The following is a 12,803-nucleotide window of genomic DNA, read 5'->3' on the forward strand; positions in this document are numbered from 1 at the left end:
ACTATTGAAATGCTGAACAATGAATTAGGGCCTTAGTAAAAGCGAACGGTGGGCTCTTAGTCTTGCCATTGCCCGGTACAGGTCTTCCAACAGCCCTTCTACATGGTCTAAGCCGCTGGTGCGTAGCCGAGTTTCAAGTGTCTCTACCAGCAGTGCCAGTTCTGGCGCGCCACAGTAACGGCTGGCGCCATTTAATCCATGCACCCAGTCGAGCAGTGTTGGTAAGTTTTGCTGAGTAAAAGCGGCGCGCATATGCTGCTCGCTCTCCTCTAAGCTGTCGATTAGGCGTTTCAACTGCTCGCGCGCCAGATACTCTTTGCCTCCTGCAAGGCGTGCGCCTATCTCAAGATCAATCACTGGTAACGTGGCAGGCGCTGTAGGGCTGAAGGCTTTGATAGCGGTCATGCTGCTATTTTGTGATATGGGTGTTGCACTACTGTCGGCGAACCGATGGGTAACCCCTAAAAAACGATGAAGCAGTTGATGCAGTCTTGCCTCATCAATAGGTTTTATCAGCACGTCATCAAGGCCTTCTGCAAGCCATTGTTGGCGTTCACTGCTGAGTACATGGGCGGTCACTGCAATTATTGGGCAGCGGGCCCAGGTGCTACTAAGCCGGCGCAACGCCTGAGTGGTTTGAACGCCGTCCATGCCAGGCATACGAATATCCATCAACACCATATCAACGTTGCTGGTTCGCGCAAACTCTAGCGCTTGGTGGCCGCTTTCTAGCGCCGTGATATGCAGTGAAGGCTCTTCAAGCATATTTTTAAGCAGTTCAAGGTTTGGTGCATTGTCATCCACAATCATTAACTTGAGTGGTTGGGATGGGTTGGGCAGAATCGCTAAGGGTTCTGACTTTTTATACGGCACAAAAGCAGGCAGCAGCAGCTGCTTGAGCGTTGCCACCAATTGCGCCCGAGAGAATGGTTTGTAAAGCGTTTCTCCGCCGTGAGTTAACCGCAGAGGCGGCAAGTCAAAACTGTTGCCATTAGCTAAAATCAATACAGGGCAGGGCGTTTTATCAATCACCTGCTGCCAATGGCGGTGGCGTTCTGGCGTATAATCGCTGTGCTCCAAGCCTAATATCAGCAGCTGTGCCGGTTCAGCGTCATCATATGCAACCGGTTGTGCTTCCCAGCGCTGTAGTAAGTGTTCCAGTACATGTCGGGTAGGTGCATGGGTTTCATATAAGCGAATGGAGGGGTTTGCCAAGCTAATTTCGGGCGGCCGTTCAATGGCTCTGTGGGCAAGCAAGGGCAAGGTGAAAGAGAAGGTAGTGCCTTTGCCTAGTTCGCTTTCAACTTCAATCTCCCCCCCCATTCGTTCTATCAATTGGCGACAGATAGTTAGGCCTAGGCCGCTACCACCAAAGTGACGAAAGTGGCTGGGTTCGGCTTGAGAGAAAGCGCTAAACAGTTCCTCTTGATGGGCGTCGCTGAGTCCAATACCCGTGTCGCTAACGCTCAGGTTCAGTACCACATGCTGGCCTTCCTGGTTATCCAGCATGACACGCACAATCACTTCACCCTCATGAGTGAATTTGAGCGCATTGCCAATCAAATTACTTAACACCTGATGAATGCGCAGCGGGTCACCACAAAGCGGTGTGGGTACATCGTCATACACCATCGCCACCAGGTGCAGTTGCTTGCGCTGGGCCTCGGGGGCGTGCAGCCCTACCACCTCATCAACCAGGGCGACGATATCGATATCCGCCTCTTCAAGCGTCAGGCGGTTGGCTTCCAGTTTGGAAAAGTCGAGTACATCATTAACCAGCATAAGCAGGTTGTCGCAAGCGCGATGCACGTGCTGCAACCACTCCTGCTGACGCGTATCCAGCGAGGATCGGCCTAGTAGCCGGCAAAAACCAATAATGCCATTGAGGGGAGTACGAATTTCATGGCTCATGTTAGCTAAGAATTCAGACTTCACCGCATTCGCCCGCAGCGCACTGCGGTGTGCTAAATCGAGCTTGATATTCTGCTCCTCAATGGTTTCCATTGACTCTTGCAGTTCGCTGGTGGCCTGCTCTATCTGCATTTGCATATCTCGCTGAGCCTGCTGGAAGTGCTCAGCGAGCGCATTAATATGGCTCGTTAGGTGATGAAGCTCTGCGGCCTTAGAGGGTACCAAACGTAATCGATAGTCACCGCGAGATAGGCGATAAAGGGCTTGGTTGGCTTCTTCAATAGGGCGGGTAGCATAGCGACTGATCGCAAAAGCGACTAAAAACATCAGCATTCCGAGTAACATGCCGCCTAAGCTGAGACTGGCAATGAGCTTATAGTGCCCCAGAGTGAGCGCTCGAGTGTCCATCTCTATATCTAGCCAGCCAGTGCTGCCGTCACTGGCGGTGGTTGGGGGTGTAGCTGGGTTTGTAGATGGGGTTGTAGATAGTTCGAAAACATTAAACGGTACGCGCAGTCGCCATGCGTCTACTTCCATGATCAGTTGATCGTTGGCGGGGGCATCAAGGGTGGCGGGCGCGGATTGGCCTAACAACAAGAGGCGGTTGCCTTGCGCATCAAATAACGCAACCGTTCGAAGACCTTTCATGTTCAGGAGCTGGAGCGCCAGGGTTTCCAGGCGCTGAGCATCACCCGCTGCGATGGCGTCTGCAAAGCTTGGGGCAAGCAGTTCGCCTGCGTTTTCCAGGCGCTCTTGCTGAGCGGCGCGCGCTTCCGTATCACTCTGTATGACCAGTAATACGGACATCAAGGCATATACCAGCAGCGGGAAACCGAGTAAGGCAAACAGAAGACGGGTGTTCAAAGACATGAAAGAAGCTCGCAGATTCAATGAGGTTGCCTGTCCAGTCTGAGGCAGCACCGATATAATGCAGCATAACGGTTATGATAAGGAACATTCATGAAAGATCTTAAGGGCTATCCCACGTTAGAAGATGTGGTCGGCAACACGCCCTTGGTACGCCTGAAGCGTATTAGTGCCGGTCGCAATAACACGCTGTTGGCCAAACTTGAAGGCAATAATCCCGCTGGGTCGGTGAAAGATCGTCCCGCCCTTTCAATGCTTAACGAGGCTGAAGCCCGCGGCGATATTACCCCCGGTGATACGCTGATTGAGGCAACGTCAGGTAATACCGGCATTGCGCTGGCCATGGTCGCCGCGCTGAAAGGCTACCAGATGGTACTGGTCATGCCCGAGAATGCCTCTGATGAGCGTAAGCAGGCGATGGCTGCCTATGGCGCTAAACTAATTTCTGCGAGCAAAGCAGGCGGTATGGAGGAGGCGCGGGATATTGCCGATAACATGATCGCCAGAGGGGAGGGTAAACCGCTCAATCAGTTCGCCAACCCAGATAATCCTTTAGCGCACTACCGCACTACAGGGCCTGAAGTGTGGCAACAAACCGGCGGCGAGGTGACTCATTTCGTCAGTTCCATGGGAACCACGGGCACCATCATGGGCGTGTCGCGCTATTTGAAAGAGCAAAATCCAGCCATTCAAATTGTCGGTTTACAGCCCGCTGACGGCGCCAGTATCCCTGGCATACGGCGTTGGCCTAAAGAGTACTTACCCGCCATTTTTGAAGCACCCCGGGTGGATGTCACCCTGGATATTGGCCAGCAAGAGGCCGAAGAGCACATGCGCCGTCTGGCCCGTGAAGAGGGTATTTTAGCCGGGGTATCATCCGGAGGTAGTTTGGCAGGCGCGCTGCGCATTGCTGAGCAAACGGAAAATGCCGTGATCGTGTTTATCGTCTGTGACCGTGGTGACCGCTATCTTTCCACTGGCCTATTTGCCCCAGGAGTATAACCATGGCCATGTTGGGAAAACGGCGGCCGCCCAGGCCCGCGTCAGGTCATTCTGGTCTGGCAGGCACGCCATGCGGCAAAGCACGTCATACGGCTACGGATGACACCGCGCCCTTGGTGATTGAGCGCTTAGCGCACGATGGCCGTGGCGTTGCACATTCAGCCAACGGTAAAACTGTCTTTGTTGATCAGGCATTACCCGGTGAAACAGTCGAAGTGGCCATTCATCTCACGCGTAAACGTTTTGATGAAGCCCATATCAAGTCACTGCTAACAACCTCAGATCAGCGCGTGACGCCACCTTGTCCCCATTTTGGTCATTGTGGTGGGTGTGATCTGCAGCATTTAAATGTCGATGCTCAGCGTGATCATAAGCGTGAGGTAGTGCGTGATCTGTTTTCGCGCCAGGGCATCACGCTAGGCGAGATCAGCTCGATTCAGGGCGACGACCAAGGCTATCGTCGCCGTGCACGGTTGGGCGTTAAAGTCGATAGCCAGGGTAATACCCGCCTCGGTTTTCGCGCCGCCCATAGCCATCGCTTAATCGACATTGATCGCTGCCCGGTATTGGTAGACGCCTTACAGCAATTGCTAACGCCTCTGCGCGAATTACTGAAAAGCTTAGACGCTCCTCGCCAGGTGGGACACATAGAATTATTGGCCACAGCGACCACCCAGGTAGTGCTGGTACGCCAGCTCAAAGAGCACCTTCGGGATGCCGAACGCTGGCAAACCTTTGCCCAGCAACAGCAGGTGGCGCTAGGCACCTGGTTGGGGCGTGAAACCCCCACGCTGCACTGGCATGGCGCACCCCCGGCACTGGAAGAGTCGCTGACACTTGATGGGCAACCAGCGCTGACGCTAGGTTTTGCTCCAGGCGATTTTTTACAGGTGAACGGCCAGGTTAATCAGCAGATGGTTGCCCAGGTCATGCAGTGGCTGGCGCCCAAGCCCGGTCAAAAATTGCTCGACCTTTTTGCGGGCATTGGAAACTTCAGCCTACCCATGGCGGCAGCGGGTGCGGAGGTGCATGCGGTGGAAGGAAACCCCGCCATGGTGGCGCGCATTGCCATTAATGCTAAGCGTAATCAACTGATGATCAGCGGTCAGCAGGCCGATTTAAGCAACGTAGCCAGTGTTAATGAGCTGTTAACCGTGCACCGAAATTGTGATGCGCTGGTGCTCGACCCACCCCGCAGTGGCGGTGAAGTCATTTGTCAGTCGCTGGCACGTCACCCAGTGCCCAAGGTGGTCTATATTTCTTGTGACCCCGCAACGCTTGCCCGAGATGCGGCACACCTTGTGCATGCGGGTTACCGGATTAAGCAAGTAGCAGTGGCGGATATGTTCCTTCACACTGCGCATATGGAAACGCTGGTGCTGTTTGAAGCCGATGTGGATTAAATGACTTCAAACCACGGTGACGGCCGTGTGGAGACCGTCTCTCTGAAAGGATGATTGATTGTCATGGTGAAAGTGCGTGAAGACCAGCCGCTAAACGCTAGCGGGAAGGTGGACATACAGCAATGGTTAACGCGCCTGCAAGAGGATGTGCGCCTACGTGACCCCGAGCGTTTAGTCGAAGCTTGTGAACTTGCTGAGAAGTTAGAGCTTGAAGCCCCTCGCACTCATCGCGTGTGGCTATCGCCAGGCTCTAGCTTCCGCATGGGTCTGGAAATGGCGGATATTCTGGGAGAATTAAAGCTAGACCAGGCGACACTTGAGGCCGCCGTTCTCTACCGTGCGGTGCGTGAAGGCTTGCTGAGCCTTGAGTCCGTGACAAAACGCTTCGGCGAAGAAGTGGCTAGTCTGATCGACGGCGTGCTGCAAATGGCCGCGATCAGCTACCCATTAGCACCTGACCATGGCATGGGCCAACATAACCAGCAGGAAAACCTGCGCAAGATGCTGGTTAATATGGTGGGCGATGTGCGCGTCGCCTTGATCAAAATTGCCGAACGTACCTGTGCACTGCGTCAGGTAAAAGATGCTCCCCGGGAAAAATGTTTACAGGTGGCCAGAGAGGTCGCCGATATCTATGCGCCGTTGGCGCACCGTTTGGGCATCGGGCAACTTAAGTGGGAGCTTGAAGATCTATCGTTTCGTTACTTGCATGAAGATGAGTACAAGGCGATTGCCAAACTGCTGGCTGAAAAACGTCTGGACCGTGATCGCTACATTCACGATGTAGTAGAAACCATCAAAGCCTTGATGGAAGCCCAGCATATTCATCGTTACGACGTGGACGGGCGTGCCAAGCATATCTACTCGATCTGGCGCAAAATGAAGCGTAAGCGGATCGATTTTTCGCAAGTCCATGACGTGCGTGCGGTGCGGATTCTGGTGCCCGAAGTGGCCGACTGCTACACCGTGCTGGGGATTATTCACTCGCGCTGGCACCACGTGCCGAATGAGTTTGATGACTACATCGCCAATCCCAAAAAGAATGGCTATCAGTCGCTTCACACCGCCGTGATGGGGCCGGAAAACAAGGTGCTCGAAATTCAGATTCGCACCTTTGCCATGCACGATGAGGCAGAGCTGGGCGTTTGTGCCCACTGGCGCTATAAAGGTCACGATATCAATGCCAAAAGCCGCAGCTACGAAGAGAAAATCGCGTGGCTGCGCCAGGTGTTGGAGTGGCAGGACGAGGTGGGTGGCTTTGGCGATCTGCGCGAAGGGCTCTCCAGCGATGTCGCGCCTGATCGCATCTACGTATTCACCCCCGATGGTCATGTAATCGATCTGCCGCGGATAGCCACCCCCATCGATTTCGCTTATCGGGTGCATACCGAAATTGGTCACCGCTGCCGGGGTGCCAAAATAAATGGTCGCATCGTACCGCTCACCTACAAGCTCAAAACCGGTCAGCAGATCGAGATTCTGACAGCCACCAAAGGCGGGCCAAGCCGTGACTGGTTAAACCCCAGCTTAGGCTATGTGCGTACTTCACGGGCACGGGCCAAAATCCAGGCGTGGTTCAAGCACCAGGCGCGGGATCAAAACCTGGATGAGGGGCGGGCGCTATTTGATCGTGAGATGCGCCGACTGGATGTCGAGGGGCTTGATCTACCAAAGCTCGCCAAGGCAGTTAATTACCTCAATGCTGACGATATGTACGCTGCCATTGGTGCAGGAGACCTGCGCATCGGTCAGGTGCTGCATCAGGCCCAACAGCTGTTCGGCGAAACCGACGACCAGGAGCAGCTTAATCGCCTGCTAGCCAAGCCTCAGCGTCAATCCAGTAAAGCCACGAAAAGTGATATCACGGTTCTTGGCGTCGGCAATCTAAAAACCAGTATGGCGAACTGCTGCCGTCCGGTTCCCGGCGAGCCGATTATCGGCTTCATTACCCAAGGGCGTGGGGTTACCGTACACCGGCAAGACTGCGCCAATATTTTGCAACTGCGCCTGGATGAACCTCAGCGTATTATCGAGGTAGAGTGGGGCGAACGCGCCCAGACGCGCTATCCGGTGACCATCGAAATTCAAGCCTGGGATCGCTCAGGGCTACTGCGCGATGTGACAGGGCTGCTCGGCAATGAAAAAGTCAACCTACTGGCTGTGAACACCTTGACCGATACCGACGAGGGCATCGCCCGTCTGCGTATTACCTTGGAAGTCGACGGGTTGGAGTCGCTGGGGCGGCTATTTTCCCGCATCCAGCAATTGCCAAATGTCACCGAAGTACGCCGTTTACGCAATGCCGACCCGGAAAAACAATCACGTAAGGGAGGGGCATAATGCGCCATGGTATGGACGACCTGCTGACCCTCATGCAAGTACTGCGTGACGCTGAGCAGGGCTGCCCTTGGGACTTGCAGCAGGACTGGGACAGCATCGTGCCCCATACGCTTGAAGAGGCCTACGAAGTTGCCGATGCCATTGAGCGGCGTGCTTTTGATGAGCTGCCTGGTGAGCTGGGCGACTTGCTCTTTCAGGTAGTCTACTACGCTCAGTTTGGAGCCGAAGAGCAGCGCTTCGACTTTGCCGATATTGTCGATACGCTGACGGCCAAAATGCTGCGTCGTCATCCGCACGTGTTCCCGGATGGCACCCTGGCCTCGCGCCGACCGCCTGGAGTGAGTGCTGAAGAGGTGCAAACCCAGCAGGTGAATAGCCGTTGGGAGTCGTTAAAAGCGGAAGAGAGAGCCGAACGAGCTGTCGCCACGCCGTCGGTTTTAGACGATGTACCACGCACGCTGCCTGCGCTCAGCCGGGCTGCCAAGCTATCGAAGCGCGCAGCGCGGGTAGGCTTTGACTGGCCAGATGCCAAGGGCGTGATAGCAAAAATTCGCGAAGAGCTGGCCGAGGTCGAGGAGGCGCTCGCCGCCGGTGATCAACAGCACGCTCAAGAGGAAGTCGGCGATCTGCTGTTTGCGGTGACCAATCTCGCCCGCACATTGAACGCTGACCCAGAGCGGTGCCTGCGCGCGACTAATGCCAAATTTGAACGTCGCTTTCGCTACGTCGAAGGCGAGCTTAACGCTGCCCAGCGACCGCTGGCGGAGGCCTCGTTAGACGAAATGGAAGCCCACTGGCAGGCAGCCAAAGCAGAAGAAAAACAATCTACCCATTCCTGATCTAATTATTAGCGACCCCTGCAAGGAGGCCATGCCAATGAGTCACGACCTACACGAATCCCTGCGCGATAACGTGCGTATTCTGGGCGATAGCCTAGGGCGCACCATTGCCGATGATTTGGGCCAAGCATTTGTCGATAAAATTGAAACCATTCGCGCTCATGCCAAGCGCGGTCGCCAAGGCGATTCACTACAACAGCGCGAACTGATTGAATATCTTCGTCAGTTGCCTGAGCGTGACCTGCTGCCAGTAACGCGCGCGTTTAACCAGTTTTTAAATCTCGCCAACATTGCTGAACAGCACTATCGTGCACGTTTTCGCCGCGTGGAAGATTACAAGCCGGGCTCTCAACCGGTGCTTGGTGAACTGCTTAAGCGCGCTCAGCAGGCGGGCAACTCCCCGCGTAAACTGGTCGAAACTCTGGCCAATATGCGCGTTGAGCTGGTGTTAACCGCCCACCCCACGGAAGTTATCCGCCGCACGCTGATTCAGAAATATGACGCCATTGATGAGTGCCTAACCGCCATTGAGAGCTCGGAAGATTATCCCGAACGCGGCACCCGTGCCCAGGGACGCTTGGAAGAGCTGATTAGCCAGGCGTGGCACACCGACGAAATTCGCCACGAGCGCCCCACCCCGGTCGATGAAGCCAAGTGGGGCTTTGCTGTGATTGAAAATTCGCTGTGGCAGGCGGTACCGGACTTTCATCGGGATTTGGATAACCTGCTGCTGGATACCGCCGGTGAGCGGTTGCCCCTGGATGCGGCGCCCATCCGCTACGCCTCCTGGATGGGCGGTGATCGCGATGGTAATCCCAATGTGACCGCACGAGTCACCCGCGAAGTACTGCTACTGGGCCGCTGGATGGCCGCCGATCTTTACCTGCGCGACCTGGAACAGTTGAAGACCGAGCTCTCCATGTGGAAGGCCAACAGCGCGCTCAAAGCCGAAGCTGGCGATGTCACCGAACCGTATCGCGAAGTGCTGAAGCGCCTACTGGCAAGAATGGAATCGACCCGCGATTGGGCCAAAGCAGAGCTTGACGGGCGTAACTACGATGGTGGGCCGATTATCGAAACCCGTGATCAGCTATACTCTCCGCTGCTCGCCTGCTACCGCTCGCTGTGTGATGTGGGTCTCGACACTATCGCTAACGGCGCGCTGCTAGATACCCTGCGTCGGGTCGCCGTATTTGGTGTTACGTTGACCAAACTCGACCTGCGCCAAGAAGCCAGCCGCCATGCCCAAGTGATTGAAGAGCTGACCAGTGCGCTCGGGCTTGGCCACTACCGCGAGTGGGACGAAGCCCAGCGTCAAGAATTCCTGCTCGCCGAGCTGGCTTCCCGCCGTCCGCTGATTCCGCGCCGCTGGGAGTGTTCCGCCGAGTCCAGGGAAGTGCTGGATACCTTCAAAGTCATCGCTCAGGAGCACTCTGAAGCACTGGGGACGTACATCATCTCCATGGCCGCAGAGCCCTCTGATGTGCTCACCGTAGCACTGCTGATGAAAGAAGTGGGCGGGCAAGTGACCTTACCTATAGCGCCGCTGTTTGAAACTCTGAACGACCTGGACCACGCAGGCGCTGTGGTGGATCAACTGTTAGCAATACCGGGCTACCGCTCGCTGATCGATGACCGTCAGGAGGTAATGATTGGTTATTCCGACTCAGCCAAAGATGCCGGTCAGTTGGCCGCTGCCTGGGCCCAGTACCGCGCCCAAGAGTCGTTAGTGAGTGTATGTAACCGACATGGCGTTGATTTAACCCTGTTCCACGGCCGTGGTGGCACCGTTGGCCGTGGTGGCGGCCCAGCCCACGCGGCGATTCTGTCTCAGCCTCCCGGCTCGGTAAACGGTAGCCTACGGGTGACGGAACAGGGCGAAATGATCCGCTTCAAGTTTGGCCAGCCGGATATTGCGCTACGCTCCATGGAAATTTATGCCTGCGCGGTGCTGGAAGCCACCTTGCTGCCCCCCCGTGCGCCAGAACCGCACTGGCGTGAAGAGATGGATCAACTCGCTAAAGTTGCTCATGGTGCTTATGTCGGCGTGGTGCGGGAAGACCCCGATTTCGTCCCTTACTTTCGGGCGGTAACGCCGGAGGGCGCTTTAGGAAGGCTGCCGCTAGGCTCACGTCCCACCAAGCGGCGTCAGGATGGCGGTGTGGAAACCCTGCGCGCCATTCCATGGATCTTTGCCTGGACGCAGATTCGCTTAATGCTACCCGCGTGGCTGGGCAGCGGCGAAGCTTTCACAACACGCTTAGAGCAACCAGGTGGGCGAGAAGTGCTGCAAGAGATGCGCAATGACTGGCCCTTCTTCGGTACCTATCTCGACATGCTTGAGATGCTGCTAGCCAAAGCCGATGTGGCGATTGCCGCCTACTATGAGCACCGCTTGGTCGATGAGCCATCCCTGAAGGCGTTGGGTAAAAAACTGCGTGAGCGTTTTGCGCGGCTTGAAGAGGCGGTGTTGGATATCCTCCAGCAGGAGAAACTGCTGGAGAACACGCCGCTGATTCGCCAAGCAATCGATGTACGCAACCCGTATATCGATCCGCTGCATGGGCTTCAGGCTGAATTGCTGCAGCGTAACCGCGATGCCGATGGCGCCATTAGTGCCGATCTTTCCCGGGCACTGATGGTCACCATGGCAGGTATTGCCGCTGGCTTACGTAACACGGGCTAATTCTTTATTTACGCAGTGTTCTAGCGCAACTTCCACTACAACAGGGTGGCGTCAATGTCCTCAGATGCTCAAGCGGTACTCGACTTTTGGTTTGAAGCGTTGACGCCTGCTCAGTGGTTTAAAAAAGACCCCGAGATGGATCGTACGATCTCGGAGCGGTTTGGTGAACTGCATACCAAGGCGGCACAGTGCGAATGTTATGCCTGGCGGCAAACGGCGCAGGGTCGGCTTGCGGAGATCATTGTGCTGGATCAGTTCTCGCGCAATATCTATCGCGACGATGCCCGCGCTTTTGCTACCGATGCTCTAGCGCTGGCGCTTGCCCAAGAGGCATTGGCCGCGGGTGCAGATGTTGAGCTAACCCCTCAGCAGCGGGCATTTTTGTACATGCCTTACATGCACAGCGAATCTGCCGCCATTCATGAAGTGGCAATGCAGTTGTTTGACCAGCAGGGGTTAGAGAATAATCTTGATTTTGAAGTGCGCCACAAGGCGATTATCGATCGCTTCGGGCGTTATCCGCACCGCAATTCACTGCTGGGACGGGCCTCTACCGACGAGGAGCTGGCGTTTCTAAAGCAGCCTGGCTCCTCTTTTTAATTTTTTGTTCACTCCTTTTAGCCACATGGCGTTATATGTCGTTACGAAAATCTACCCGTATCAATAAATACATTAGTGAAAGTGGGATGTGCTCTCGCCGTGAAGCAGACCGCTTTGTGGAGCAGGGCAACGTGTGGATTAACGGCCGCCGTGCCACCACCGGCGATCAAGTCGTTGCGGGGGATTTAGTTAAGGTCAACGGGCAGGAGATAGAGCCCCAGGAAGAGGAGGATCTCGTCCTTATTGCGCTGAACAAGCCGGTGGGGATTGTGAGTACCACCGAATCCAGCGAGAAGGACAATATTGTTGAGTTCGTTAAGCACGGTACGCGCATATTTCCCATTGGTCGGCTCGATAAAGACTCCCAGGGACTGATCTTTTTAACCAACAACGGCGATCTGGTTAATAAAATTCTGCGCGCCAATAATAACCATGAAAAAGAGTATCAGGTCACGGTGAACAAGCCGATCACCGAGGAGTTTATCGACGGCATGCAGAGCGGTGTACCGATTCTCGGTAAGGTGACGAAGCGCTGCAAGGTGCAAAAAGAGTCCACCTTTGTGTTCACCATTACCTTAGTGCAGGGGCTCAATCGGCAAATTCGGCGCATGTGCGAATACTTCGGCTATGAAGTCACTCAGCTGATTCGCACGCGCATTATGAATGTACCGCTCAAAGGCTTAGCTCTGGGAGACTGGCGTGATCTCACCGCTAAAGAGATCGATACCATTGTGGCTTTAACCGAGCAGTCAGAAGCCGTGCCTGAGAAGAAAAGCAGGCCAGCAAGGCCCAACTATAACGGGCGTTCGGATGCTGGAAAGGCCAAGCAGCCCCCCGCCAAAGGGCGCCAAAAACCTGCCAAGGCTGGCGCGGGGGCTAAACCCCTTCCCAAAGGTAAAAAAGCCAACAGCGGAAAAGCCAGCGGAAACATAGGTGCTGGCCCGAAAGGTAGTGCGCCTGGCAAGCCCGGAGCTAAAGGTAAACCTGGAGCTAAAGGTAAGCCCGGTGCCATGGGAAAAGCAGGGGCTAAACCGGCTGGAAAGGGGGGCGTTGGGCGAGGTAAGCCGGTAGGGGGTAAGCCCTCACCGCGTCGCAAGTAACCAGCTAACCAGAATTACCTAACCCCTAGTGCCACTATCACCTCTTTCGAGTGCA

General features: G+C 55.3%; 8 protein-coding genes. 7 read left to right on the plus strand and 1 reads right to left on the minus strand.

The features are described 5' to 3' along the window. Window positions 1-24 precede the first annotated feature (24 nt). Window positions 25-2,781, minus strand: coding sequence for an ATP-binding protein (locus tag AC5TBW_RS07530; RefSeq protein ID WP_495511459.1), 2,757 nt, complete (start codon window positions 2,779-2,781; stop codon window positions 25-27). A 90-nt stretch (window positions 2,782-2,871) separates the two neighbouring features. Here AC5TBW_RS07530 and cysM point away from each other — a divergent pair, with 90 nt between their 5' ends. From cysM to rluF, 7 genes are all read left to right on the plus strand, one after another. Continuing rightward, on the plus strand, window positions 2,872-3,780 hold the full coding sequence (gene cysM / locus AC5TBW_RS07535; RefSeq protein ID WP_495511460.1) for a cysteine synthase CysM: 909 nt from the start codon (window positions 2,872-2,874) through the stop codon (window positions 3,778-3,780). Between the two features lie 2 nt (window positions 3,781-3,782). Then, window positions 3,783-5,183 carry a TRAM domain-containing protein gene (locus AC5TBW_RS07540; protein ID WP_495511461.1) on the plus strand — a complete coding sequence of 467 codons (1,401 nt, stop codon included), beginning with the start codon at window positions 3,783-3,785 and terminating at the stop codon, window positions 5,181-5,183. A gap of 63 nt (window positions 5,184-5,246) precedes the next feature. Then, the gene (gene relA, locus AC5TBW_RS07545; RefSeq protein ID WP_495511462.1) at window positions 5,247-7,523 is read left to right on the plus strand and encodes a GTP diphosphokinase; all 2,277 of its coding nucleotides are present in this window, start codon (window positions 5,247-5,249) and stop codon (window positions 7,521-7,523) included. Beyond that, complete coding sequence (gene mazG, locus AC5TBW_RS07550) at window positions 7,523-8,362, plus strand: nucleoside triphosphate pyrophosphohydrolase (protein WP_495511463.1); 840 nt, start codon at window positions 7,523-7,525, stop codon at window positions 8,360-8,362. The genes relA and mazG overlap by 1 nt, the downstream gene beginning before the upstream one ends. Window positions 8,363-8,399: 37 nt before the next feature. Further along, the gene (gene ppc, locus AC5TBW_RS07555) at window positions 8,400-11,048 is read left to right on the plus strand and encodes a phosphoenolpyruvate carboxylase (protein WP_495511464.1); all 2,649 of its coding nucleotides are present in this window, start codon (window positions 8,400-8,402) and stop codon (window positions 11,046-11,048) included. A 54-nt stretch (window positions 11,049-11,102) separates the two neighbouring features. Then, complete coding sequence (locus AC5TBW_RS07560; protein ID WP_495511465.1) at window positions 11,103-11,648, plus strand: DUF924 family protein; 546 nt, start codon at window positions 11,103-11,105, stop codon at window positions 11,646-11,648. A 35-nt stretch (window positions 11,649-11,683) separates the two neighbouring features. Then, entirely contained in the window at window positions 11,684-12,748 is a 1,065-nt protein-coding gene (rluF, locus tag AC5TBW_RS07565; RefSeq protein ID WP_495511466.1) for a 23S rRNA pseudouridine(2604) synthase RluF, read from the plus strand. The last annotated feature ends 55 nt before the right edge of the window (window positions 12,749-12,803 follow it).

The organism is Vreelandella sp. ssv (genome assembly GCF_059448525.1).

Excerpts from the sequence above, each read along its gene's own strand:
- cysM (WP_495511460.1), top strand. The coding sequence starts at position 2,872 with ATGAAAGATCTTAAGGGCTATCCCACGTTAGAAGATGTGGTCGGCAAC.
- rluF (WP_495511466.1), top strand. The coding sequence starts at position 11,684 with ATGTCGTTACGAAAATCTACCCGTATCAATAAATACATTAGTGAAAGT.
- AC5TBW_RS07540 (WP_495511461.1), top strand. The coding sequence starts at position 3,783 with ATGGCCATGTTGGGAAAACGGCGGCCGCCCAGGCCCGCGTCAGGTCAT.
- AC5TBW_RS07530 (WP_495511459.1), bottom strand. The coding sequence starts at position 2,781 with ATGTCTTTGAACACCCGTCTTCTGTTTGCCTTACTCGGTTTCCCGCTG.
- ppc (WP_495511464.1), top strand. The coding sequence starts at position 8,400 with ATGAGTCACGACCTACACGAATCCCTGCGCGATAACGTGCGTATTCTG.
- mazG (WP_495511463.1), top strand. The coding sequence starts at position 7,523 with ATGCGCCATGGTATGGACGACCTGCTGACCCTCATGCAAGTACTGCGT.
- relA (WP_495511462.1), top strand. The coding sequence starts at position 5,247 with ATGGTGAAAGTGCGTGAAGACCAGCCGCTAAACGCTAGCGGGAAGGTG.
- AC5TBW_RS07560 (WP_495511465.1), top strand. The coding sequence starts at position 11,103 with ATGTCCTCAGATGCTCAAGCGGTACTCGACTTTTGGTTTGAAGCGTTG.